Here is a 25041-nt window from a genome sequence, read left to right as displayed (position 1 = left end):
TCGGGGGGTGCCGGGGACGGGGCGTCAGAGGCCGAGGCCGTCGCAGACGGTCTGGACGAGGCGGTCGGGGGCGGCGGCGACGTCGACGGTGAGGCCGTCCTCGTCGGCGCCGAGCGGTTCGAGGGCGGCGAACTGGGAGTCGAGGAGGCTGGGGGGCATGAAGTGCCCGCTGCGGGAGGCCATTCGGGCGGCGATGACCTCGCGGGTGCCGCTGAGGTGGACGAAGCGGACGCGGGCGCTCGCTCCGCGGAGGAGGTCCCGGTAGGAGCGCTTGAGCGCGGAGCAGGTGACGACCGAGCCGCGGCCCGCCGCGTCGTGCTCGCTGATCCAGTCCCGCAGCGCCCGGAGCCACGGCTCCCGGTCGGCGTCGGTCAGCGGGACGCCCGCGCTCATCTTGGCGATGTTCGCCGCCGGATGGAACTCGTCGGCCTCGGCCATGGGCAGGCCGAGCCGATCGGCCAGCAGTCGCGCCACGGTGCTCTTGCCCGAGCCTGCGACCCCCATGACCACCAGGCAGGTCGTCGCCATGGACCCCTCCTCATCGAAAGGTAGTACTTATTCCACGGAAAGGTAGCACCAATTGCACCGTGCCGCAAACACCGGCCGTATAGGATTCGGGCATGGGCGACAGGCGCAAGGAGACAGAACACCGGTACCACCGGTGCGGGGCGGCGACGGCATGATCGAACGCCGCCAGACCGGCACCGGCCTCCACGACCCCGTCCTCGAGAAGCTCGGCATGGAGATCGCCGCCGGCGCGCTCCCGCCCGGGCACGTCCTCACCCTCGACGGCATCCAGGAGCGGTTCGGCGTCTCCCGCACCGTCGCCCGCGAGGCCATGCGCGTCCTCGAATCCATGGGCCTCGTCCAGTCCCGCCGCCGCGTCGGCATCACCGTCCGCCCCACCGCCGACTGGAACGTCTTCGATCCCAAGGTCATCTGGTGGCGCCTCTCCGGCCCCGCCCGCGGCGCCCAGCTGCGCACCCTCACCGAACTGCGCATCGCCGTCGAACCCCTCGCCGCCGGCGCCGCCGCGCGCGCCGCCACCCCCGCCCAGCGCTCCCGCGCCGTCGAACTCGCCGCCGTCCTCCGCCGCCTCGGCGAAGCCGGCGAGCTCACCGAGTTCATGGAACGCGACGTCGAATTCCACGGCCTCCTGCTCCAGGCCAGCGGCAACGAGATGTTCGCCGCGCTCGCCGACGTCATCGCGGCGGTCCTGCGCGGCCGCACCCAGCTCGGCCTCATGCCGCACAAGCCCGTCCCCGAGGCCATGGACCTGCACGATGCCGTCGCCGCGGCCGTCGCGGGCGGCCGCTCCGCCGAGGCCGAGACCGCCATGAGAGCGCTCCTGGTCGAGGTCCGCACCGCGATGCTCCCCGGCTGAGCCGCGATCCTCCGAATCACACGGTGTGGAAACCGTTTGAAGCGGGTACTCCCCAGCCGATCTCCCGGCCCAACGATTGAGGGAGGCGGAGATGTCAGACATCCGCATGAAGGCGACCCGCGGACGGGCGCCCGTACAAGTCGTGACGATGGTCGTCGCGGTGGTGTTCCTCCTGGTCGGCGTCCTCGGGTTCATCCCCGGGGTCACCACCGACTACGACTCGCTCACCTTCGCCGGCCACCACTCGGACGCCGAGCTGCTCGGGATCTTCGTGGTCTCGGTGCTCCACAACATCGTCCACCTGCTGTTCGGGATCGTCGGCTTCCTGATGGCCCGCACGGCGAGCGGATCGGTGACGTTCCTGATCATCGGCGGCGTGATCTACCTCGTGCTCTGGCTGTACGGGGTGCTCATCGACCTCGACTCGAGCGCGAACTTCGTGCCGGTCAACGACGCCGACAACTGGCTCCACCTGGGGCTCGCGGTCGGCATGATCGGCCTCGGCGCCGCGTTCGCCCGAAGCAGCCGAACCTGACGCGGCCGCTTCACCCTGCCGCGCCGAGCCGGCCTCCCGCACCGGCTCGGCGGCAGGTCCCCCTATGTCCCCGCCCGCGCACCGCGGCCGCCGCCCCGGCGCCGCGCCCCCGTCGTCCGGTCCGGCGATCTCCTTCGTGCGCATCGCCACACCCGGCGCTTTGCAACTTGCTGTAGTACATCACGCGTCACATACCCAGAAAGGTTTCCACGACACCCGCACGGCAGCAGCCGTCCCGCACCCCAGCAGTCCCCTGTGGCACACGCACCCCGGCACTGACCTCCGGAAAGCGCCTCGATCCCGTCCGACCGAACCGTATTTGGGCAGCGACACGGCGTTTCTCCTGGTCTGACCAGTGAGGCACGGTCAGTAACCGCCTAGCATGTGCCACAACACCACCCCGGCCCCCTGGCCGCGACACCACCGCAGATCGGACCAGCCATGCCCGAGTTCAACCCGGTGCGATTGCCGCATTACGACGGCCAAGGGCCGCACTCGCTCCTCGCCGATGTCGCCGCCTGGACCGGCTCCGAGCCGATGCACCGGCTCCTCGCCCTCTTCGGCGGCAGGCTCCCCGGCAACGGCACCGCCGACGACCTCGCCTACCTGGAGGCGTTCTCCGCCGACCACTGGGACTTCCGGGCCGGGCGCGAACGCCACGAGACCTCGCCCCAGCCGCTCACCGCCGAGCACGAGCACGCCGCCACCGCAGCGGCCCTCGCCCTCGGCCTCGGCGCCGCCGCGAAGCCGCGCCTGGCGCACTACACGCACGTCCTCGTCCTCGGCGGTCTCGTCGCCTCCTGCGTCTTCCGCACCCGCTTCGCCGCCGAGATCCTCTCAGACGGGGTGAGCGCCGACCACGTCACCGGCGTCGGCGGCTTCCGGCCCCTCGGCGGGGCCGACCTCGAATCGGCGGCCCTCAGCGGGATCGACTGCGGCGGTTTCGAAGTGGACGCCATCGAGGCGAGCCTCAAGCGCGCCTTCGACCTCGCCGGGAACCCCCGCGTCGACGAAGGCGGCGACCCGCTGCGCGACCCGGGCCGGGCCTGGAAGGTCGCGACCTACACGGCCGGGCGGACCACCGTCCGCGCCGTCGCCGCCCCGTCCTCGCAGCCCGGCCGCCGCCGCGCCGACACCGTCGACACCTGCCGCTTCTGGGCCGACCGCGTCGTCGACCTCGCGCCCGGGGACAGCGTCCTCGTCGTCACCTCCGCGCCCTACACCGCGTTCCAGCACTGCGACGCCATCACCCACATGGGACTCCCCTACGGCTGCAGCGTCGACACCGTCGGCGTCGACCCCGCCGCCCTCCCCGAGCCCCACTTCCGCAAGCGGCACACCGCCAGCGGCTACCTCCAAGAGGTCCGCTCCGCGATCCGCTCCATGCGCCGGCTCTACCACGCCGCCTACGCCGCGGCCCAGACCCCGGTCCGCCCCGTCGAATCCGCAGCGGGCCGGCGTTTAACGCCGGACCGGAGCATCGACCGCCGCCGCTGAGCACCGGGCAATTACATCGATGTCGATATATCTCTATGATGCGCCTCAGGAAGAGGCGCGGCGGGCCGGCCCGTGCGGGTACGGGCCGGCCCGCCGCTTCAGGGGCTGGTGCCGAGGCGCTCAGTGGCCGTTCGCGAGGAACCTCGTGTAGGCCGGGATCGTCAGGAACGTCGGGTACGCCTCGCCCAGCGCGCATTCGGCGAACACCGAGAGCGCGTCGTCGAAGCGGTCGCCCTCGAACCGCTCCATCCGGGCGAACTCCTCCTTGAGCAGCCGCTCGACCCAGCGGCGCGAGACGGTCCGGCCGTCGCCGGTCGTGGCCTCGGCGTTGATCCACTGCCAGATCTGCGAGCGCGAGATCTCGGCGGTCGCGGCGTCCTCCATGAGGTTGTTGATCGCCGCGGCCCCGTTGCCGCGCAGCCACGACTCGATGTACCGGACGCCGACCTCGAGGTTCTTGCGGATGCCGGCCTCGGTGATCTCGCCGGGCGTGGCGGCGACGTCGAGCAAGGCCGCCGCGTTCGGCACGACGTCCTCGCGCTGCTTGTCGATCTGGTTGGGCAGGCCGCCCAGGGTCTCGTCGAAGACCGCCATGGCGACGGGCACGAGGTCGGGGTGGGCGACCCAGGAGCCGTCGAAGCCGTCGTCGGCCTCGCGGGTCTTGTCGGCCCGCACCTTCTCCAGCGCGAGCGCGTTCGCCTCCGGGTCCTTGCGGCTGGGGATGAACGCGGCCATGCCGCCGATCGCCGAGGCGCTGCGCCGGTGGCAGGTGCGCACGAGCAGTTCGGTGTAGGCGCGCATGAACGGCGCGGTCATCGTCACCTGGTCGCGGTCGGGCAGCACGAAGCGCGGTCCCCGCTCGCGGAAGTTCTTGATGACCGAGAAGATGTAGTCCCAGCGGCCGGCGTTGAGCCCCGACGAGTGGTGCCGCAGCTCGTACAGGATCTCCTCCATCTCGAACGCGGCCGTGATGGTCTCGATGAGCACCGTGGCGCGGATCGTCCCGTGCGGTAGCCCGAGGAGGTCCTGGGCCATGGTGAACACGTCGTTCCACAGCCGCGCCTCGAGGTGCGACTCGAGCTTCGGCAGGTAGAAGTAGGGGCCGCGGCCGAGCTCGATGAGGCGGTGGGCGTTGTGGAAGAAGAACAGCCCGAAGTCCACGAGGGACCCGGCGACGGGGACGCCGTCGACGCGCATGTGGAGCTCGGCGAGGTGCCAGCCGCGCGGCCGCACGATGATCGTGGGCAGGTCGGTCAGCGACTCCCCGGTGAGCCGGTACTCCTTGCCCTGGGGGCTGGTGAAGTCGATGCGCCGCTCGATCGCGTCGCGCAGGTTGACCTGCGAGTCGATCACGTTGCGCCAGTTGGGCGTCGAGGAGTCCTCGAGGTCGGCCATCCAGCACTTCGCGCCCGAGTTGAGGGCGTTGACGGTCATCTTCCGGTCGCAGGGGCCGGTGATCTCGACGCGGCGGTCCTCCAGGCCCGGGGCGAGGGTGGCGACGCTCCAGGAGAAGTCCTCGCGCACGTCCGCGGTCTCGGGCAGGAAGCCGGGGTCGACGCCGTTGGCGATCTTGATGCGGCGCTGCTGGCGCAGCTGCAGCAGCTCCTGGCGGCGGGGCGCGAACGCCCGGTGGAGGGCGGCGACGAACGCCAGCGCCTCCGGGGTCAGGATCTCGTCCTGGCGGTCGACGGCGGGCCCGTTGACCGCGATCGCCGCATCCGTGCGGGTCTCGGCTTGCGTAACCACGTTGGTTCTCCTTATGTGGCAGGACGGGGTCCGGTGTCGCGGACCCCGTCGCAGCGGACAGGTCGCAGGGCAGCTAGTGGAATTGTCCCGCTTCGGTGGAGCCCGCGAGCGCGAGCGTCTCACTTTGGGGGTTGAGCGCGGCGGTGACGCGGTCGAAGTAGCCGGTGCCGACCTCGCGCTGGTGCTTGGTGGCGGTGTACCCGCGCTCCTCCGAGGCGAACTCGCGCTCCTGGAGCTCCACGTAGGCGGTCATGCCTTCGCGGGCGTAGCCGTGGGCGAGGTCGAACATGGAGTGGTTGAGCGCGTGGAAGCCCGCGAGGGTGATGAACTGGAAGGTGAACCCCATGGAGCCCAGTTCGCGCTGGAACTTGGCGATAGTGTCGTCGTCGAGGTGGCGCTTCCAGTTGAACGACGGCGAGCAGTTGTAGGCGAGCATCTGGTCGGGGTGCTCGGCCTTGACCGCTTCGGCGAAGGCGCGGGCGGCCTCGAGGTCGGGCGTGCCGGTCTCCATCCACAGCAGGTCGGCGTAGGGCGCGTAGGCCTTGGCGCGGGCGATGCACGGCTCGATGCCGTTGCGCACGCGGTAGTAGCCCTCGGCGGTGCGGTCGCCGGTGATGAACGGGTGGTCCCGTTCGTCCACGTCGGAGGTGATGAGGGTGGCGGCCTCGGCGTCGGTGCGGGCGATGATGAGCGTCGGGACGTTCTCGACGTCGGCGGCGAGCCGGGCCGCGTTGAGGGTGCGCAGGTGCTGCGAGGTGGGGATGAGCACCTTGCCGCCGAGGTGGCCGCACTTCTTCTCGGAGGCGAGCTGGTCCTCCCAGTGGACGGCGGCCGCGCCGGCGCCGATCATGGCCTTCATGAGCTCGAAGGCGTTGAGCGGCCCGCCGAAGCCGGCTTCGGCGTCGGCGACGATGGGCACGAGCCAGTCCTCGACGGACTGGACGCCTTCGGAGGCCTCGATCTGGTCGGCGCGCATGAGCGCGTTGTTGATGCGGCGCACGACCTGCGGGACCGAGTTGGCCGGGTAGAGCGACTGGTCGGGGTAGGTCTGGGCGGCGAGGTTCGCGTCGGCGGCGACCTGCCAGCCGGAGAGGTAGATGGCGTGGAGGCCGGCCTTGACCTGTTGGACGGCCTGGCCGCCGGTCATGGCGCCGAGGGCGTGGGTGTACCCGCCGGTGGCGGCGTCCTCGGTGAGCCGGGACCAGAGGCGCTCGGCGCCGCGGCGGGCGAGGGTGTGCTCTTCGGTGACGCGGCCGCGGAGGCGGACGACGTCCTCGGGGCTGTAGTCGCGCACCGTGTTCGCCCAGCGCTCGTCGGAGGCCCACTCGAGGGCCAGCCGTTCGGCGGCGAGGTCGCGGTTCTCGCGGTCGCGGTTCATGTCGTTCATCGTCGGCTCCGAGCATTCGGGGCCGCAGCAGCGGCCGTTACTTGCAGGTAACGACAATCTTTCACTTGCCGCGACGCCTGAGTAGCGGTTCCGGGTGGAAAGATCGACAGTTCTTCGCAATACTGGGGAAATGACGAACCTGCCCGCGAACGGCCCCGGCCCAGGCGCGAACGACGCCCAGAGCACAGGCGGTGGCAGCGGTAACCCGCGCCCGGCCACGCGTGCGAAGCACACCCGTGTCATTGCGAAGAACGGCGATTCCTCGGATCCGGGGGGCGCCCACCGCCCGTGGGGGGCGGCCGAGGCGGCCCAACTGGCCGCCGACGACCACACCGTGGACCTCATCAGCCTCGGCAAGCAGATCCGGCATCTGCGCAAGCAGCGCGAGATGAGCCTGGACGACCTGGGCGCGGCCGTCGGCTCCGCCGCCTCCCAGCTCTCCCTCATCGAGAACGGCAAGAAGGAGCCGAAGCTCTCGATGCTGCGGGCCCTCGCCCGCGCCCTCGGCGTCTCCTCCGACGAACTGCTCGGCTCCGAGCCCCCGAACCGCCGCGTGGCCCTCGAGATCGCCCTCGAACGCGCCCAGCGCAGCGCCCAGTACCAGGCGCTCGGACTGCCGAACGTCAAGCCCTCCGGACGCACCCCCACCGAGATCCTCGAAGCGCTCGTGGGCCTCCACCGCGAGGTCGAACGCCAGGTCAACCTTCACACCGCGACCCCTGAGGAGGCCCGCCGGGCCAACACGGAGCTGCGCCGGCGCATGCGCGACAAGGACAACTACTTCGGCGACATCGAGGCCGAGGCCCGCACCCTCCTCAACGGCGTCGACTACGCCGGCGGGCCGCTCTCCCAGCACCAGATCGCCGACCTCGCCGCGTATCTGCGGTTCACGCTGCACCACGTGGACGACCTGCCGCACTCCACCCGCTCGGTCACCGACCTCAAGCACCGCCGCATCTACCTCACGCAGGTCGGCACCGGCGCCCACGACCCGCGCACCGTGCTGCTCCAGGCGCTCGCCAGCCATGTGCTGCAGCACGACGTGCCGCGCACGTACCTGGAGTTCCTGGGCCAGCGCGTCGCCACGAACTACCTCGCGGCGGCGCTGCTCATCCCCGAGTCGAGCGCGGTGGCGTTCCTGCGGCAGAAGATGACGGGCAAGGAGATCGCGGTCGAGGACCTGCGCGACAACTTCGCGGTGTCCTATGAGGCCGCCGCGCACCGCTTCACCAACCTCGCCACGCATCACTTGGGGATCCGCACGCACTTCCAGAAGGTCCACAAGTCCGGGATCATCTTCAAGGCCTACGAGAACGACGACGTGGCGTTCCCGGCCGACCCGACCGGCGCGATCGAGGGCCAGCCGGTCTGCCGGTACTGGACGAGCCGGCAGGTCTTCGACGTGCCCGACAAGTTCAACGCCTTCAACCAGTACACGGACACCGCGACGGGCACCTACTGGTGCACCGCGCGGACCGAGCGCAGCGCGGACGGCCTGTTCTCGCTGAGCATCGGCGTCCCGTACGAGGCGGCGAAGTGGTTCCGCGGCAAGGAGACCAAAGCCCGCTCGGTGTCGAAGTGCCCGGACCCGGACTGCTGCCGCAACCCGCCGCGCGCCCTCGCCGAGTCGTGGGCCGGGCAGGTGTGGCCGACCGCCCGGGCCGCGAGCTCCCAGCTCGCGGCGATGCCGCTGGGCTCGTTCCCGGGCGTGGACGAGACCGAGGTCTACCAGTTCCTGGAACGGCATTCCAAGGACTGACGTTCCGGTGGGACACTTGGGCGCGTGCACTCCTCCCTCGATCGCATCGCGCTGGTCTCCGACGTCCACGGCAACCTCACCGCGTTCCAGGCGGTGCTCGACGACATCGCGGCGCGCGGTGTCACCCGGGTCTTCAATCTGGGCGACACGGTCGGGAAGGGACCGCGCGGGGCCGCGTGCGTCGACCTCTCCCGCGAGCGCTGCGAGGTGCACGTCCAGGGGAACTGGGAGGCGTCGCTGACGAACCCGGAGCGGTTGGCGGGCTTCCCGATCGCCGCATGGTGGCGCGACGAGCTCGCCGAGGAGCAGGCGAAGTGGCTGCGGGACCTGCCGCTCTCGCACGACTTCCTGATGAGCGGCAAGCGGATCCGCGTCTTCCACGCCTCGCCGCAGAGCGTGTACCAACGGGTGTTCTTCGACCACGGCGAGGACGAGTTCCTGGGCATGTTCGCGAACACCGAGGCCACCGGCGACGGCCCTGCTCCTGACGTCGTGGCCTACGGCGACATCCACGACCCGTACCTCGAATCCGATCGCCACGGCCGGACCCTGGTCAACGTCGGCAGCGTCGGCAACTGCCTCGCCGACCCCACCCCGGTCTACGTGATCGTCGAGGGCGTCCCGGATTCGACCGAGCCCGCCCCGTTCTCGATCCAGTTCGTGCGCGTCGCCTACGACCACGAATCCGAGATCGCCTTCGCCCACCGCTCCGGCATGCCCGAAGCCGACGTGTGGGAAGTCGAACTCCGCACCGGCGTCTACCGCGCCACCCACCGCGAAGGCCGCGAACCCGCCTACCACCGCCACACCTGCAACCCCTGACGCGCCTCCCCCGACCACGAGCGCCGCTCACATGTCACACCCCCATGAGACCGTGGTCCTTTTCGGTTGGTCGGAAGGCGGATGCGGGTGGGAAGGGGCACGCCCTACGCGCGCGGCGCAGCCGCGCCCCGGCGCGGCCCCCTCGCGGGCCGCCTCGGCCGCCGGGTTCCGCGTGCAACACGACCTCCCGCCCGAAGCACCGACCGCGCTGCCGAGCGGTGCGACAATGCCTCCATGACACCGACGTTCGTCCTCATCCACGGCTCCAACGCCAACTCGTTCTCGTGGGCGCCGCTCCAGCGCGAGCTCGCCCTCCTCGGCCACCGCTCGCTCGCGGTCGACCTGCCGGGGCACGGGTTCGAGGCGGGCGTCCCCTCCGCGTACCAGACCCAGGACGCGGCGGAACTGGCCGAGGCCGCGTCGAACCTGGTGGGCGTCGGACTCCAGGCGAACGTCGACCACATGGTGTCGATCCTCAAGCGCGCCAAGGAGCACGGCCCGGTCATCGCGGTCGCCCACAGCCGCGGCGGCGTCACCCTCACCGCCGTCGCCAACCGCCACCCCGAGCTCATCGACCGGCTCGTCTACGTGTCGGCCTGGTGCTGCGTCGACCACACCCCGGGCGAGTACATGCAGCTGCCCGAGGCCGCCGCGTGCGTCCTCGACCAGGTCGCGGGCGTCGCCGCCGCGAACCCGGGCCGGCTCGGCGCGGTCCGCATGAACTGGCGCACCGCCGACCCGGTCCTCCTCGCGGCCCTGAAGGAGGCGCTGCTCGCCGACGGCGGCGACGACGAGTTCCGCGTCTTCCTCAGCACCCTCACCCCCGACGAGAGCCTCGACGCGGGCGGCCCCGCCGACCGCGCCGACGCCGCGACCTGGGGCCGCCTCCCCCGCAGCTACATCCGCATCGCAAAGGACACTTCGATCCCCGTCGAGCTGCAGGACCGCTTCATCAAAGAGGCCGACGCCCTCACCCCCGGGAACACGTTCGACGTGCACACCATCGACACCAGCCACGTCGGCTTCCTCGTCCGCCCCGAACAGGCGGCCGCGATCCTCGCCGGGATGGCCTGACGCCCGTCGCCGGGCGCGACCGGCTCGCCGCCGCCGGATTCGTGGAACTGGTCGGCCTGCGCGCCGGCCACCGTCTACCGCGACGCCGAAGCTCTCGCCGCCGCCGGTGTGCCATGTGACATGCCACTGCGCCCGGCCGAGGAGGTCGGCCGGGCGCAGTGCGGTGCAGTGCGGGTTACTGCTGCTTGATGCGGACCATGTTGCCGGCGGGATCGCGGAAGGCGCAGTCGCGGATGCCGTAGGGCTGGTCGGTCGGTTCCTGGACGACCTCGGCGGTCTCCTGGAGCTTCGCGAAGACCTCGTCGAGGTCGGGGGTCGAGAGGTTGATGGAGGCGTACGTGCCCTTGGCCATCATCTCGGCGATGGTCGCCCGCTCCTCGTCGGTGATGCCGGGGTCGGCGGCCGGCGGGTGCAGGACGATGGAGACGTCCGGCTGGCCGACGGGTCCGACGGTGATCCAGCGCATCCCCTCGTAGCCGACGTCGTTCCGGACTTCGAATCCGAGCACGTCCCGGTAGAACTCGAGCGCGGCCTCAGGGTCGTTCTGCGGCAGATAGGCCTGGTAGATGTTGATGTCCATGCGGCCAACTCTATTTCTTGGCGGTGCCGGGTGCTTCTCGATTCCTGATCGGTCTGCTGATCTGCTTGGAGACGCACGCGGGTATGCCCTCGGTCGCGTCGGCCGCCTTCTCCTTGTAGACGCTCGGGGGCATGCCGACGAGCTCCGTGAAGCGCGTGCTGAACGTGCCCAGCGAGGACGAGCCGACCGCGAAGCACACCTCGGTCACGCTCATCTCCCCCATGCGCAGCAGGGACATCGCGCGTTCGATGCGCCGGGTCATGAGGTACGAGTACACCGATTCGCCGTACGCGGCCTTGAACTCGCGGCTGAGGTGCCCGGCCGACATGTGGACGCCGTGGGCGAGGGCTTCGACGTTGAGCGGTTCGGTGTACTCGCGGTCGATGCGGTCGCGCACGCGGCGCAGCAGCGCGAGGTCGCGCAGGCGCTGCTCGAAGGCCGTGGGGCTGGTCACCGCCCCATTTTGCCATCGCGGCCGGTCCTCGGCCAGGGACGGCGCCCCCTGTGAGGAAGCGGCACGCCCGCGACGCGCGGTCGCGGGCGTGCCGTCTCGATCGGGGGAACCGGTCAGGTCCCGACGTACTCGGCGAGGTGCTGGGCGGTCAGGGTGGAGCGGTCGGCGACGAGATCGGCTGGGGTGCCTTCGAAGACGATCCTGCCGCCGTCGTGTCCGGCGCCCGGACCGAGGTCGATGATCCAGTCGGCGTGGGCCATGACGGCCTGGTGGTGCTCGATGACGACGACGGTCTTGCCGGAGTCGACGAGCCGGTCGAGGAGGCCGAGCAGGTTCGCGACGTCGGCGAGGTGGAGGCCGGTGGTCGGCTCGTCGAGGATGTACGTGCCGCCCTTGTCGCCCATGTGGGTGGCGAGCTTGAGGCGCTGCCGCTCGCCGCCGGAGAGGGTGTTGAGCGGCTGGCCGAGGGTGAGGTAGCCGAGGCCGACGTCGGCCAGGCGCAGGAGGATCTTGTGCGCGGCGGGGGTCTTGGCCTCGCCGTCGCCGAAGAACGCCTCCGCCTCGGCGACGGACATGCCGAGGACCTCGCTGATGTCGCGTCCGCCGAGCTTGTACTCGAGGACGGTGGCCTCGAACCGCTTCCCGCCGCAGTCCTCGCAGGGCGTGGAGACGGTGTCCATGAAGCCGAGCTCGGTGAGGATGACGCCGTTGCCGTTGCAGGTGGGGCAGGCGCCTTCGGAGTTGGCGGAGAACAGCGCGGGCTTGACGCCGTTGGCCTTCGCGAAGGCCTTGCGGATCGGGTCGAGCAGGCCCGTGTAGGTGGCGGGGTTGGAGCGGCGCGAGCCCTTGATGCCGGTCTGGTCGACGACGACCACGCCCTCCTCGTCGGCGAGGTGGCCGTGGATGAGGGAGCTCTTGCCGGAGCCGGCGACGCCGGTGACGACGGTGAGCACGCCCGTGGGGACGTCGACGTCCACATCGTCCAGGTTGTTGGTCGAGGCGCCGCGGATCTCGAGCGCCCCGGTGGCCTTGCGCACGTCCGGCTTCAGCGTCGCCCGGTCATCGAGGTGGCGGCCGGTGACGGTGCCGCTGGCGCGCAGGCCCTCGAGGTCGCCGCGGTAGCAGATGTCGCCGCCGCCCGTGCCAGCGCCGGGGCCGAGGTCGACGATGTGGTCGGCGATGGCGATCGTCTCGGGCTTGTGCTCGACGACGAGCACGGTGTTCCCCTTGTCGCGCAGCCGGAGCAGGAGGTTGTTCATGCGCTGGATGTCGTGCGGGTGGAGGCCGATGGTCGGCTCGTCGAAGACGTACGTGACGTCGGTGAGCGAGGAGCCGAGGTGCCGGAGCATCTTGATGCGCTGGGCCTCGCCGCCCGAGAGCGTCCCGGAGGGGCGCTCGAGGCTGAGGTAGCCCAGGCCGAGCTCCACGAAGGAGTCGAGGTTGTCGCTGAGGGCCTTGAGGAGCGGCGCGAGCGACGGCTCGTCGATGCCCTTGACCCATTCGGCGAGGTCGGTGATCTGCATGGCGCACACGTCGGCGATGCTGGCGCCCTTGATCTTCGAGGAGAGCGCGGACTCGCTGAGGCGCGTGCCGCCGCAGTCGGGGCAGTCGGCGAACGTGGCGACGCGCTCGACGAAGGCCCGGATGTGCGGCTGGAGCGATTCGAGGTCCTTGGACAGCATGGACTTCTGGATCTTGGGGATCAGGCCCTCGTAGGTGACGTTGATGCCCTTGGCCTTGATCTTCGTGGGCTCCTTGTAGAGGAAGTCGTGGAGCTCCTTCTTGGTGAACTTCGCGATCGGCTTGTCGGGGTCGAGGAAGCCGGACTCGCGGTAGGTCGCCACCATCCAGCCGTCCGCGGTGTAGCCGGGGACGGTGATCGCGCCTTCGGCGATCGACTTGGTCTCGTCGAAGACCCGGGTGAGGTCGATCTCGGAGGTCTTGCCGCGGCCTTCGCACCGCGGGCACATGCCGCCGTGGTAGACCGCCTCGCGCACGATGGTCTTCTCGCCGGTCGCGGAGGTGAGCACGCCGCTGGCCTTGCGCGCGGGCACGTTGAAGGAGAACGCGATCGGGGGGCCGATCTGCGGGGACCCGAGGCGGCTGAACAGGACGCGGAGGATCGCGTTGGCGTCGGTCACGGTGCCGACCGTGGAGCGCGGGTTGGCGCCCATGCGCTCCTGGTCGACGATGATCGCGGTGGTCAGACCGTCGAGGACGTCGACCTCAGGGCGGGCCAGGGTGGGCATGAAGCCCTGGAGGAACGCGCTGTACGTCTCGTTGATGAGCCGCTGCGACTCCGCGGCGATCGTGTCGAACACGAGCGAGCTCTTGCCCGAGCCGGAGACGCCCGTGAACACGGTGAGCCGCCGCTTCGGCAGTTCGACGCTCACGTCCTTGAGGTTGTTCTCGCGGGCGCCCTGCACGCGGATCATGTCGTGGCGGTCGGCGTCGTGCGTATCGGAGGGCTTCACGGCTTTGCTCATGGACGCCACTCTAGAGGGAGGCTCCGACACGTGCTTCTCGAATCCTGATCGGTCGCCGCGCACGCCCGTGACCAGGGATGACGCCGCTTGGTCAGTTCCCTTCGAGGTAGGCGAGGACGGCGAGGACGCGCCGGTTGTCGTCCTCGGACTGGCCCAGGCCGAGCTTGCGGAAGACGTTCGCGGAGTGCTTGCCGACGGCCTTCTCGGTGATGAACAGGCTCGCGGCGATCGCGGCGTTGGTGCGGCCCTCGGCCATGAGGCCCAGGACCTCGAGCTCGCGCGGGGTCAGCGCGTCGAGCCGGTTCTGCTGCTTGCCGAGGAGGCGGGCGACCACCTCGGGGTCCATGGCGGTGCCGCCGGCGGCGACGCGGCGCAGGGCCTCGATGAACTCGGCGACGTTCGAGACGCGGTCCTTGAGGAGGTACCCGACGCCGCCGCGCCGGTCCCCGAGGAGCTCGCGGGCGTACAGCTGCTCCACGTACTGGGAGAGCACGAGGATCGGCAGGGCGGGGATGTGGCGGCGGGCCTCGATCGCGGCGCGCAGGCCCTCGTCGGTGAAGGTGGGAGGGAGGCGGATGTCGACCACGGCCACGTCGGGCCGGTGCTTGAGGAGGGCCGCGGCGAGCGCGGGGCCGTTGTCGACCGCTTCGACCACGTGGAAGTCGTGGGCCTCGAGCATCCGGGTCAGGCCGTCGCGGAGCAGCGAGTGGTCTTCGGCGAGGACGACGTCCATCTGGCACCCCTTGTCGGTTCGGCTGGCATTAATGCCATGTGACATGGCATCGGCGGCGGTCCCTTGCGCGTGTCGTCAGTGCCATGTGACATGGCACCGGTGACATACCACTGCGCCCGGCGGCGCGTCCCCGACCGGCGTCAGTCCGGAGCGGGCTTGGCCGCATTATGGGCGCTGCCGAGTTCGACCACGGCGGCGGGGAGGGTCATGGTGACGACCGTGGGGCCGCCCTCGGGGCTGTCGACCTCGACGGTCCCGTCGAACGCGGCGAGGCGCCGCCGCACCCCGTCGAGGCCCCCGCCGGTGGCGAACGCGGCGCCGCCGATCCCGTCGTCGCGGACCTCGATCACCACCCGGTCCCGCTCGCGGTTGACGACGACCTGCACCTGGGTCGCCTCGGCGTGCTTGGTGATGTTGGTCAGGACCTCGTTCGTGGCGAAGTACGCGGCGGCCTCGAGCGGCGCCGGCAGCTTGTCCACCAGGCGGTCCACAACGGACACCGGGAGCGGGTGGTCGAGCGCCATCGCCTGCAGCGCGCCGGTGAAGCCCCGGTCGGCCAGCACCGGCGGGTGGATGCCGCGCACCAGCTGCCGGATCTCCTCCAGCGCGTCGGAGCACGCCTGCCGGGCCTCCCCGACGAGCGCGGCGGCCTGCTCGGGCCGGTTCTGGGTCAGCAGTTCCTCGGCCATCCCGAGGGTGAGGCTCAGCGCGGCGATGCGCGCCTGCGCGCCGTCGTGCAGGTCCCGCTCGATCCGGCGCAGCTCGGCGGCGGCGTGGTCGGCGGTCTGGTCGCGGGACTGCCGCAGCTCGGAGACCTTCTCGGTGAGCAGCGCCTTCGCGGTCGGCCCCAGGAGCAGCACGCCCAGGTGCGCGTACCAGCGCAGCAGCAGCTCGCCCCAGCGCCACCACGCGACCCCGCACGCGAGCGCGACCGGCACGAGCATGAGGGTCTTCGCGGGCGTGTCGAAGTCGTAGAACCCGAAGTCGTTCACGAACGGGCTCGGCGCGCTGTGGAAGACCGTCGCGAGCAGCAGCGGCTGCACCAGGTAGTACACGGCGATGCTGAAGACGCCGAGGTACAGCAGGTTCACGACGAACCCGAGGGTGGCGTCGATCGCGAGCCACGCGAAGTCGCGCCAGGTCGCGGCCTCGCGCACGAGCCACAGGGCCTGCTGGTCGAAGCGGCTCTTCGGGCGCGGCCGGTACGGGGCGGGGATGTGGACGCCCAGCTGCTCGCCGATCACGCGCCGCTGCGTGTTGGCCCAGACCCGGATGGCGAGGAGCACGAACACGGCGACGGGGATGCCGATCCAGAAGACCACGAGCGCGCCCGTGACGATCGCGGCGACCAGCAGGACGCCGGCGACGACGGTGAGACTGAACCGCAGGACCGACCAGCCCGGAAGGGCCAGTCGCCGCGTGATGGGATTGTCCGGGATCGACATGGTGCGGCAAGAGTACCCGCCCCCGATCCGGCCCCGGCCCCGCTGCCTGCGGTGTCACCGCCCGCAGCGCGTCCCTCGCTAGGCTGGTGCCTGCTGATCGACTACCGCTGAAGGGGAACGGCATGGGCGAGGGGACGTGGGCGCTGGTCACGGGCGCTTCTGCGGGGCTCGGCGCGGCCTTCGCGCGGCAGCTGGCGGCCCGCGGGCACCACGTGGTCCTCGTGGCGCGTTCGGAGGCGAAGCTGGAGGCGCTCGCGGCCGAGCTGCGCGCGGCGCACGGCGTCAAGGCGCGGGTGGCGGTGCAGGACCTCGCGGCGCCGGGCGCGGCCGAGCGGATCGCCGAAGCCGTGGCGGCCGCGGGCATCAGCGTCGAGGTCCTGGTCAACAACGCCGGCATCGGCACGTTCGGCCGGGACGCGGAGATCGGCGCGGACTACAACCGCGACGTGGCGATGGTGAACGTCGTCGCGGTCGCTGACCTGGTGCAGCGGTTCCTGCCGGGCATGGTCGCGCGCGGGTCGGGGGCGGTCGTGAACGTCGCCTCGATGGCCGGGTTCCAGCCGCAGCCGTACATGGCGCTGTACGCGGCGACGAAGGCGTTCGTCGTGAACTACAGCCTCGGGCTGTGGGCGGAGGTCAAGGGCTCGGGCGTGAAGGTGCTCGCGGTGTGCCCGGGCCCGGTGGACACCGACTTCCCGATCGCCAACGGCATCAAGTACGACGAGGGCCGCTTCGGGTGGCTCCTGGCCGACCCCGAGGCGATCGTGCGGCAGTCGCTCAAGGCCCTCGACCGCGACCGGGGGTACGTGGTCCCCGATTGGAAGAACTGGCCCGAGGCGCACCTGCTGCCGCGCCGCCCGCGCCGGCTCATGACCCGCCTCATCGGCTTGGTCCTGCGCCGCTTCGCGGACTACCAGCGCCGCTAGGCCCGGCTAGCCCGGCTAGGCGACGACGCGGGCGATCGAGAGGCCGTCGTAGCCCTTCACGCCCACGGTCTGCATGACGGTGCCCTCCAGGCGCGGGTCGGCCGCCACCTTCTCCAGATAGGACCGTACGCCTTGGACGTTCGCGTCGCGGCTGAGCCCGTCGGCGACGGCGCCGCCGCGGACCACGTTGTCGGCCACGATGAGTCCGCCCGGCCGCGTCAGCTGCAGCGACCAGTCGAGATAGTCCGGGTAGCCGCCCTTGTCGGCGTCGATGAAGACCATGTCGAACGGCTCGCCGCCCTCGGCGGCCAGCTTCGGCAGGGTGTCGGCCGCGGCCCCGACGCGGATCTCGACGACCCCCACGAGCCCGGCGCGCGCGATGTTCCCGCTCGCGACCTCGGCGTGCCGCGGGCTGTACTCGAGGCTCACCAAATGCCCGTCCTTCGGCAGCGCCCGCGCCATCCAGATCGCGCTGTAACCGCCGAGCGTCCCGATCTCGAGCACCCGCTTCGCGCCGAGCGTCTTCGCGAGCAGGTACAGCAGCTTGCCCTGGGCGGGCGACACCGAGATCGGCGGCAGGCCGGCCCGCCGGCCCGCGGCCGTGGCCTCGGTGAGGGCGTCGTCCTCGCCGACGAGCAGCGATGAGAGGAACGCGTCGACTTCGGTCCATTGCGCCTGGCCCATGGTTCGCTCCTTCCGAGGAGTCCGAGAACGTCGGTCAAACGCTATCACCGCCGCGCCGCCCGATTCACGCCGATAATTCCGCGGAATCGCAACCGAGTCGCAACACCGATTTGCGACTACCGGGACTGAGGGTCGGGAATAGTACCGCTAAAGGGTGAAGGACGTTGTTGTAATTACGACATAGCACGATGATCGACCGTGGTCTTTTGTCAGAATTTGCCCCCTTATCAGGGGAACGCGCCGGTCTCGGTCTTGCGGATCGTCGTACGGCGCAACGGCTTGAATGATAGACCTGAATCACGACTTGTTCGCGGCCGAAGTTCCGGACCTCCGGTGCGGTCGCGGATTGGAATGACGGCCGGCTTCGGGGGGAGCCGGTCGCACACTGGGGGGTAACGCTATGAGCATGGCACGATCGGCGACAGTCGATATCGGCACCACCATGCGGCTCGTCGCGCCCGATTTCGCGACGGTGAGTGTGCGCGCGAGCCTGCGCTACGACCCGGACGACCCGTACGCCGTCTGCGTCATGTTCCACCCCGACGGCACCGACGCCGACCAGGTGGCCTGGTCCTTCTCGCGGGAGCTCCTCGCGAAGGGGCTGGAGGAGCCCACGGGCATCGGCGACGTCAGGGTGTGGCCCTGGACCACCCCGCGCGGCGAGTCGGTCGCGCTGGCGCTCTCGTCCCCGGACGGGAACGCCCTCTTCGAGATCAACCGCGGCGTCGTGCAGCGCTTCCTCCGCCGGGCCTACAGCCTGGTGCCGCGCGGCCGCGAGTCCGGCTACGTCGACATGGACTCGACCCTCACCAAGCTCCTGGCCGGCGGGGTCTGACGACCGCGCCGACCTGCCTTACCGGCGAGCGGAAGGGGCGGCCCGGGGAGACCCGGGCCGCCCCTTCCGCGTTCCCTCCGCCTACTCGGGACGGTTGCCCGCGGGCCCGCCGATGAGGAACGGCTCGCTCACCCCTTCGTACGCCAGATGCGCGACCAGGCCCTCGGCCGCGTGCGGCAGGTTGTGGCAGTGGTCCATCCAGATGCCGGGGTTGTCGGCGGCGAACGCGATCTCGTAGACCTCGCCGTCGCGCACTTCGAGCGAGTCGACCCACCAGGGGCTGCCGGTCGCGGCGACCCCGTCGCGGGAGAGGACCACCGCGTGGTGGCCGTGCAGGTGCATCGGGTGGGCCTCGCCGCTGTCGTTGGCGATCCGCATCGTCACGATGTCGCCGTGCGCGACGGTGAACATCGGCACCTCGGGGACGAGTTCGCCGTTCACGGTCCACCAGAACCCCGGCTTGCCGTCGAGGAATCCGGGGCGGCGGTCGATGCCGAACTCGAATTCGCGGTCGGCGTCGCCGGGATCGAGGCCGATGGGCGCCGGTGTTCCATAGTGGAGCAGATCGACGGTCTCGGTCGGCGGGGCGGAGGCCTCGGCGGGGGCGTCGCCGACGAGGAGGGCCGCGGAGGCGCTGAGGTTGACGCGGACGCCGCCGCTGGGCGGCACGGTGAACTCGAGGTCGCCCCGGCCCCCGGCGGGCACCTCGATGGCCGCGTCCTCGACCTGTTGGGGCTCATGGATTTCGGTGCCGTCGACGGCGGCGACGCGGAACGGCGCGCCGTCCACCCACACCGGCATGATCCCGAAGTCGGTGTTGATCACCCGCACGCGGACGGTGCTGCCCGCCGGGGCGTCCACATGGTCGGTGCCGTCGCGCCCGTTGACGGTGCGCCCGCCGTCGTAGAGGTGCGCCAGCGCCACCACGTCCACATCGGCCGCCGCCGTCCCTTCCGCGGGAGTGACGACGAGGGGGCCGAGGAGGCCGCCGAGGACCTGTTCGTGGGAGACCTGGTGGGAGTGGTACCAGAAGGTGCCGGCCTGGTCGGCGATGAAGCGGTAGACGAAGTCGTCGCCGGGTGCGACGGCGTCCTGGGTGACGCCGGCGGCGCCGTCCATGGCGCCGGGGACGTCGACGCCGTGCCAGTGGAGGGTCACGCCCTCGTCGATGTTCGCGTTCTCGAGGACGACTTCGACGAGCTGGCCCTGCTCGGCGCGGATCTCGGGGCCGGGCGAGACGCCGTTGAGGGTGTAGCCGTCGACGGCGCGGCCGGAGTCGAGCGTGATGGTGCCGCGGGCGGCGGTGAGCGTGGCGCGCACGTCGGCTTCGCGGTCGTCGGGCACGGTGAGCGCGTCCACCGGGACGGTGGGCGCTTCGTCCGGGCCGGTGTGGCCGCCGTGGTCGTGGCGGCCCATGTCGGTGATGGAGTACGACTCCGGCAGGAGGCTGGCCTGCCAGAGCCAGGCGACCGGCGCGAGGACGATCGCCGTGGCGGCGAGGGCGGCGAGGGTCTTGGCCCTCCTAGAAAGGCTCATTCCCGGCCGCGGGTCCGAGTGCGGGCTTCTTCGCGCGGAAGCCGGCCATGAAGGCGGTGCCGTAGACGGCGAACGCGACGAGGCCGTGGAGCAGGCCGAAGATCGCGGCCTCGTGGCCCCAGAGACCGAGGAAGACCTGGACGACGACCCAGCCGAGGAGGATGAGCGCGAAGAGGACGCCGCGTTGGATCTTGGCGAAGAACGAGATGATGAGCAAGATCAGGGCGAGGGCCGGGACGACCATCATGCCGTTGATGCCGTGGAGCATGAAGCCGACCGCCTCGTCGAACGGGGGCTCCTCGCTCTCCATGACGGCCGCGTCCAGGACGCCGCCGTCCTGGACCCAGATGCCGAGGCCGGCGACGGCGTAGGCCATGAACGCGGCCTGGAGCGCGACCTCGGCGGCGATGACGTACGCGAGGACGCGGTAGACGACTCTCATGGTGCGGGCCTCTCTCACTCGGACTTCCGGTTTCCGAAAGTGATCATAGGCACACTGAGCGTGTCGAAGTTCGCGGAAGGCGCAGAGCCGCGCCCCGGTTTTCCGAGGCGCGGCCGCAGGTGGTGAGCGCTAGGAGCGCAGCAGCGCCGCCGTCTGGGAGGCGATCTCGCCTTCCTCGTTGGTGGGGACGACCATGACCGTGATCGGCGACTGCGGGGTGGAGATGACCGGTCCGCCCGCGGCGTTCGCGGCCTCGTCGAGGTGCACGCCGAGGGCGACGAGCGACCCGAGCGCGCCGGCGCGCACTTCGGCGCTGTTCTCGCCGACGCCGGCGGTGAACGCGATCGCGTCCGCGCCGCCGAGCGCGGCGATGTACGAGCCGATGTACTTGCGGATGCGGTAGCAGTAGATCTCGAGGCCGATCTGCGCGGCCCGGTCGCCGGACGCGGCGGCGGCCTCGACCGCGCGCATGTCGATCTGGCCGGTCAGGGCGAGCATCCCCGACTCCTTGTTGAGCGCCGCGTCCAGGTCCTCGAACGAGGCCCCGGTCCGGCGGTGCATGTGGAAGACGATCGCCGGGTCGATGTCGCCCGAGCGGGTGCCCATGACGAGCCCTTCGAGCGGCGTGAGCCCCATGGAGGTGTCGATCGAGCGGCCGCGCTCGACGGCGGTGACCGACGCGCCGTTGCCCAGGTGGGCGACGATCACGTTGACCTCCTTGGGGCTCTTGCCGAGCAGCTCGGCGGCCTTGCGGGAGACGTACGCGTGGGAGGTGCCGTGGAAGCCGTACCGGCGCACGCCGTGCTCCTCGCGCCAGGCGCCCGGCACGGCGTACAGGTGGGCCCGCTCGGGCACGGTGGCGTGGAACGCGGTGTCGAACACGGCGACCTGCGGGAGCTTCGGGAAGAGCTTGCGCGCCACCCGGATGCCCTCGAGGTTGGCCGGATTGTGCAGCGGCGCGAGCACGGCGAGGTCCTCGATGGCCTGCTCGACCTCGTCGTCGACGACGACCGGCTGCACGAACCGCTCGCCGCCGTGCACGACGCGGTGCGCGACCGCGATGAGCCCGGCGCGCGAGAGCGGGGTCCCGTGCGCCTCGAACGCGGCGACCACGGCCTCGAGCCCGGCCGCGTGGTCGGCGAGGTGCGCCGTGGACCGGTGCTTCTCGCCGTCGTGCTTGTGGGTGAGGACCGACTCCGCCTGGCCGATGCGCTCGATCACGCCCGAGGTCGAGGCCTCCAGTGTCTCGCCGTCGACCAGCTGGTACTTGATCGACGAGGACCCGGAGTTGATCACCAGGACCGGTGCGCTCATGGCGTTCCTTTCTCGCGAGCCCCCGGGGGCTCAGCCGGGCTGGCTCGCCTGGATGGCGGTCAGCGCGACGGTGTTGACGATGTCGGGCACCGTCGCCCCCCGCGACAGGTCGTTCACGGGCTTGCGCAGGCCCTGGAGCACCGGGCCGACGGCGATCGCGCCGGCGGAGCGCTGCACGGCCTTGTACAGGTTGTTGCCGGTGTTCAGGTCGGGGACGATGAAGACCGTGGCCTTCCCGGCCACTTGGGAGTCGGGCAGTTTCGTGCCCGCGACGCCGGCGTCGGCGGCGGCGTCGTACTGGATCGGGCCCTCCACCGGGAGGCCGGGCCTGCGGGACCGGACGATCTCGGTGGCCGCCCGGACCTTGTCCACGGCTTCGCCGTGGCCCGAGGTGCCGGTGGAGTAGGAGAGCATCGCCACGCGCGGTTCCACGCCGAACTCGATGGCGGTGTCAGCAGAGGATAGCGCGATGTCGGCCAGTTGCTCCGCATTGGGGTTCGGGTTGACCGCGCAGTCGCCGTAGACGAGCACCCGGTCCTCCAGGCACATGAAGAACACCGAGGAGACCACGGCCACTTCGGGTTTCGTCTTGATGATCTCGAACGACGGCCGGATCGTGTGGGCCGTGGTGTGCACCGCGCCCGAGACCATGCCGTCGGCCATGCCGGTGTGGACCATCATCGTGCCGAAATAGGAGACGTCCGCGACCGTGTCGTAGGCCTGCTCGACGGTGACGCCCTTGTGGGCGCGCAGCTGCGCGTACTCCTTCGCGAACCGCTCGCGGATCTCGTGGTCGCCGGGGTTCAGGATCGAGACCCCGCCGAGGTCGACGCCGAGCTGCCCGGCCTGCGAGCGGATCTCGGACTCCTCGCCGAGGAGCGTCAGGCGGGCCACGTCCCGGCGCACGAGGATCTCGGCGGCCTTGAGGATGCGCGGCTCCGTTCCTTCGGGGAGCACGATGTGCTTGTCGAGGGCCTTGGCGCGGCCGATCATCGCGTGCTCGAACATGATCGGCGTGACCACGGTCGGCTTGGCGAGCGCGAGCCGGTCGAGCAGGTCGTCGCCGTCCACGCCGGCCGCGAAGTCCTCGAGCGCGCGGGCGATCTTGCGCTGGCCGCCGGCGGCGAGCGAGCCGGAGGTGTCGCCGACGAGGTTCGCCATGTCGAACGTGTCGTGCTGCACCAGGGCGATCGGCAGGCGCGAGTCGAGTCCGGCGACGATGTCGAGGATCTGCGGTTCGGGCCGGATGCCGCCGGTGAGGAACACCGCCGAGAGGCTCGGCGTGCCTTCGGCCTGGTGGGCCGCGAGGAGCCCGAGGAGGACCTCGGAGCGGTCGCCGGGGAGGATCACGGCCTTGTCGTCGGCGAGGCGGGTGAGGAGGTTGGGGAGGGTCATCGCGGCGACGACGACGTCGCCGACGGTGCGGGTGAGGACGTCCGGGTCGCCTGAGATGAGGGTCGCGTCGGCGGCCTCGATGAGCTCGCCCACGGTGGGTGCCACGACGACCGGGTCCTCGGCGATGACGCCGGTGCCGGGGTGCGCGGCCTTGACGAGGTCGACGCCCGCGGGGTCGACGCGGTTGACCACGGTGCCGAGGACCGTGGCGTGGTCGGCCTCGGCCTGGGCGGTGCCGAAGCGCAGGGCCGCGGCGATCTCGGCGGGGCTCTTGCGGTGGCCGGCGACCACGAGGAGCATCGGCGCGGCGAGGTTCACGGCCACGCGGGTGTTGTAGGTGAACTCGACCGAAGCGCCCACATCGGAGTAGTCGGAGCCGACGACGAGGACGACGTCGTGCGCGTCGGCCAGCGCGTGGTAGCGCTCGACGATCGAGGTGAGGGCGGCGTCCGCGTCGGAGCGGACGTCGGAGTAGGTGACGCCGACCGAGGCCTCGTAGGGGCTCGGGAGGCGGTACTGGCCGCGGAGGAGGGTGATGACGGGGTCGCCGGAGAGCGTGTGCTCGTCGCGGACGATGGGGCGGAACACCGCGACGGAGCCGGCGCGCCGGGTGAGCAGGTCCATGACGCCGACCGCTACGGCGGACTTGCCGCTGCCGGGGTCGAGACTGGCGAGGTAGAGACTTTGAGCCACGGCTCCAACGCTATCCATCCCGTGCGAGCCGCGCAGCGTATCTGCGCGGCGGCTCACCTGTGAGCTTGCGCCCGCGCTAGTCGGCGAAGCCGTCCGCGGGGACCGGCTGCGGCGGCGGGGTGCCGACGTAGCGGGCGCGCGGGCGGATGATCTTGGGGTCGCGGGCCTGCTCGAGGATGTTGGCGCTCCAGCCGACGACGCGGCTGGTCGTGAACGTCGGCGTGAACATCGTGCGCGGCACGCCCGCGAGCTCCATCACCACCCCGGCGTAGAACTCCACGTTCGTGTAGAGCTTGCGGCCCGGTTTGACCTCGGCGAGGATCTCGACCACGCGGCGCTCGACGGTCTTGGCGAAGTCGACCATCGCGCCGTCGAGGCCCTCGGCCACCTCGCGCAGGTGGAGCGAGCGCGGGTCGTCGGTCTTGTAGACGGCGTGGCCGAAGCCCATGATGCGCCGCCCGGCCTCGAGCTCGCCGCGGATCCAGGCGTCGATGTTGTCGGGGCCGCCGATCGCGTCGAGCGCGTCGAGGGCCCGCGCGGGCGCGCCGCCGTGCAGCGGGCCGGAGAGCGCGCCGATCGCACCCACCAGGGCCGCACCGAGGTCCGCCCCGGTGGAGGCGATGACGCGGGAGGTGAACGTGGAGGCGTTGAAGCCGTGGTCGATCGTGAGGATGAGGTACTGCTCGACGGCGCGCGCATTGGCCTCGGAGGGGACCTCGCCGGTCATCATGTACAGGTAGTTCGCGGCGTATCCGAGGTCTTCGCGCGGGTCGAGCGGTTCGAGGCCCTGGCCGATGCGCCACATGGCGGTGAGGATGGTGGGCGTGACGGCGCAGGCGAAGAGCGCGTCGTCGGCGCGGGCGGCCTCGTCGATGTCGAGAACGGGTTGCATGGGCCGGGCGGCGCAGGCCGCGGAGAGCGCGGTGCGCAGGCCGTCGAGGGGCGTGGCGCCCTTGAGGAGCGGCAGGAGTCCGCGGAGCCCGGGGGTGAGGGCGCGGTAGGGCGCGACCTGGTCCTTGAACTCGGCGAGCTGGTCGCGGGTGGGGAGGGAGGCGTGGGTCATGAGGTACCAGACCTGCTCGAACGAGCACCGCTGCGCGAGCTCCACCGCGTTGTACTGGCGGTAGTGGTAGAAGCCCTCTTCGCCGCGGACGTCGCCGATCTCGGTGTCGGCGACGACGACACGGTCCAGGCCTTTGGGGACTTCGATGAATTCGGTCATTGGCTTCTCCTCGTCCGGCACGCCTGTGGGCCGCCTGGTGACGCTTGCTGTCGCGATCGCCGCTCCGGTTCGCTTGACAGCCTACGGGATTT

22 protein-coding genes are annotated in these 25041 nt (G+C 71.0%); 8 read left to right on the top strand and 14 right to left on the bottom strand.

Annotated features, from left to right (window positions below; all coding sequences use genetic code 11):
* Positions 1-24 precede the first annotated feature (24 nt).
* On the bottom strand, positions 25-528 hold the full coding sequence (locus AB0K52_RS08125) for a gluconokinase (RefSeq protein ID WP_363527875.1): 504 nt from the start codon (positions 526-528) through the stop codon (positions 25-27).
* Between the two features lie 151 nt (positions 529-679).
* Here AB0K52_RS08125 and AB0K52_RS08120 point away from each other — a divergent pair, with 151 nt between their 5' ends.
* The 3 genes from AB0K52_RS08120 (at position 680) to AB0K52_RS08110 (ending at position 3416) form a co-directional block, all read left to right on the top strand.
* Entirely contained in the window at positions 680-1384 is a 705-nt protein-coding gene (locus AB0K52_RS08120) for an FCD domain-containing protein (RefSeq protein ID WP_363527872.1), read from the top strand.
* 91 nt (positions 1385-1475) lie between these two features.
* Entirely contained in the window at positions 1476-1919 is a 444-nt protein-coding gene (locus AB0K52_RS08115; protein WP_363527869.1) for a DUF4383 domain-containing protein, read from the top strand.
* Positions 1920-2360: 441 nt separating this feature from the next.
* The gene (locus AB0K52_RS08110) at positions 2361-3416 is read left to right on the top strand and encodes a hypothetical protein (protein WP_363527866.1); all 1056 of its coding nucleotides are present in this window, start codon (positions 2361-2363) and stop codon (positions 3414-3416) included.
* Between the two features lie 120 nt (positions 3417-3536).
* Here the strand turns inward: AB0K52_RS08110 and aceB are convergent, their stop codons facing one another.
* The gene (gene aceB / locus AB0K52_RS08105) at positions 3537-5162 is read right to left on the bottom strand and encodes a malate synthase A (protein ID WP_363527863.1); all 1626 of its coding nucleotides are present in this window, start codon (positions 5160-5162) and stop codon (positions 3537-3539) included.
* Positions 5163-5235: 73 nt separating this feature from the next.
* Complete coding sequence (gene aceA, locus AB0K52_RS08100) at positions 5236-6549, bottom strand: isocitrate lyase (RefSeq protein ID WP_363527860.1); 1314 nt, start codon at positions 6547-6549, stop codon at positions 5236-5238.
* A 130-nt stretch (positions 6550-6679) separates the two neighbouring features.
* Here aceA and AB0K52_RS08095 point away from each other — a divergent pair, with 130 nt between their 5' ends.
* From AB0K52_RS08095 to AB0K52_RS08085, 3 genes are all read left to right on the top strand, one after another.
* Positions 6680-8308 (top strand): helix-turn-helix domain-containing protein, encoded by a 1629-nt coding sequence (locus tag AB0K52_RS08095; protein ID WP_363527857.1) that lies wholly within the window; start codon positions 6680-6682, stop codon positions 8306-8308.
* Between the two features lie 24 nt (positions 8309-8332).
* Positions 8333-9130, top strand: coding sequence for a metallophosphoesterase family protein (locus AB0K52_RS08090; RefSeq protein ID WP_363527854.1), 798 nt, complete (start codon positions 8333-8335; stop codon positions 9128-9130).
* A 234-nt stretch (positions 9131-9364) separates the two neighbouring features.
* Positions 9365-10204, top strand: a complete 840-nt coding sequence (locus AB0K52_RS08085; protein ID WP_363527851.1) for an alpha/beta hydrolase — start codon at positions 9365-9367, stop codon at positions 10202-10204.
* A 175-nt stretch (positions 10205-10379) separates the two neighbouring features.
* Here the strand turns inward: AB0K52_RS08085 and AB0K52_RS08080 are convergent, their stop codons facing one another.
* From AB0K52_RS08080 to AB0K52_RS08060, 5 genes are all read right to left on the bottom strand, one after another.
* Complete coding sequence (locus tag AB0K52_RS08080) at positions 10380-10784, bottom strand: VOC family protein (protein WP_363527848.1); 405 nt, start codon at positions 10782-10784, stop codon at positions 10380-10382.
* 10 nt (positions 10785-10794) lie between these two features.
* The gene (locus AB0K52_RS08075; RefSeq protein WP_363527845.1) at positions 10795-11238 is read right to left on the bottom strand and encodes a helix-turn-helix transcriptional regulator; all 444 of its coding nucleotides are present in this window, start codon (positions 11236-11238) and stop codon (positions 10795-10797) included.
* 113 nt (positions 11239-11351) lie between these two features.
* Complete coding sequence (locus AB0K52_RS08070) at positions 11352-13724, bottom strand: excinuclease ABC subunit UvrA (RefSeq protein ID WP_363527842.1); 2373 nt, start codon at positions 13722-13724, stop codon at positions 11352-11354.
* Positions 13725-13815: 91 nt separating this feature from the next.
* Positions 13816-14457, bottom strand: coding sequence for a response regulator transcription factor (locus AB0K52_RS08065; protein ID WP_363527839.1), 642 nt, complete (start codon positions 14455-14457; stop codon positions 13816-13818).
* A gap of 140 nt (positions 14458-14597) precedes the next feature.
* Entirely contained in the window at positions 14598-15902 is a 1305-nt protein-coding gene (locus AB0K52_RS08060; RefSeq protein ID WP_363527836.1) for a sensor domain-containing protein, read from the bottom strand.
* 122 nt (positions 15903-16024) lie between these two features.
* On the opposite strand from AB0K52_RS08060, the gene AB0K52_RS08055 reads away from it, so the two are divergent.
* Positions 16025-16828, top strand: a complete 804-nt coding sequence (locus AB0K52_RS08055) for an SDR family oxidoreductase (protein ID WP_363527833.1) — start codon at positions 16025-16027, stop codon at positions 16826-16828.
* Between the two features lie 15 nt (positions 16829-16843).
* Here AB0K52_RS08055 and AB0K52_RS08050 read toward each other — a convergent pair whose 3' ends face one another.
* Positions 16844-17512 (bottom strand): O-methyltransferase, encoded by a 669-nt coding sequence (locus tag AB0K52_RS08050; RefSeq protein ID WP_363527830.1) that lies wholly within the window; start codon positions 17510-17512, stop codon positions 16844-16846.
* A gap of 400 nt (positions 17513-17912) precedes the next feature.
* On the opposite strand from AB0K52_RS08050, the gene AB0K52_RS08045 reads away from it, so the two are divergent.
* Entirely contained in the window at positions 17913-18347 is a 435-nt protein-coding gene (locus AB0K52_RS08045) for an SsgA family sporulation/cell division regulator (RefSeq protein ID WP_125246281.1), read from the top strand.
* Positions 18348-18428: 81 nt separating this feature from the next.
* Here the strand turns inward: AB0K52_RS08045 and AB0K52_RS08040 are convergent, their stop codons facing one another.
* The 5 genes from AB0K52_RS08040 to AB0K52_RS08020 all read right to left on the bottom strand — a co-directional run bounded on the left by AB0K52_RS08040 (position 18429) and on the right by AB0K52_RS08020 (position 24949).
* A complete protein-coding gene (locus AB0K52_RS08040) occupies positions 18429-19883 on the bottom strand; it encodes a multicopper oxidase family protein (RefSeq protein WP_363527827.1) in 1455 nt (484 codons plus the stop codon).
* Positions 19870-20325: a hypothetical protein gene (locus tag AB0K52_RS08035; RefSeq protein WP_363527824.1), complete on the bottom strand. Its 456-nt coding sequence runs from the start codon at positions 20323-20325 to the stop codon at positions 19870-19872. The genes AB0K52_RS08040 and AB0K52_RS08035 overlap by 14 nt, the downstream gene beginning before the upstream one ends.
* A gap of 129 nt (positions 20326-20454) precedes the next feature.
* A complete protein-coding gene (locus AB0K52_RS08030) occupies positions 20455-21639 on the bottom strand; it encodes an acetate kinase (protein ID WP_363527822.1) in 1185 nt (394 codons plus the stop codon).
* A 30-nt stretch (positions 21640-21669) separates the two neighbouring features.
* Entirely contained in the window at positions 21670-23727 is a 2058-nt protein-coding gene (pta, locus tag AB0K52_RS08025) for a phosphate acetyltransferase (protein ID WP_363527819.1), read from the bottom strand.
* 76 nt (positions 23728-23803) lie between these two features.
* The gene (locus tag AB0K52_RS08020; protein ID WP_363527816.1) at positions 23804-24949 is read right to left on the bottom strand and encodes a citrate/2-methylcitrate synthase; all 1146 of its coding nucleotides are present in this window, start codon (positions 24947-24949) and stop codon (positions 23804-23806) included.
* Positions 24950-25041 lie beyond the last annotated feature (92 nt).

The sequence above is a fragment of the Glycomyces sp. NPDC049804 genome, from assembly GCF_040674615.1.
Taxonomy (GTDB): Bacteria; Actinomycetota; Actinomycetes; order Mycobacteriales; family Micromonosporaceae; genus Glycomyces; species Glycomyces niveus.
This window is presented reverse-complemented; position numbering and strand designations above follow the sequence as displayed.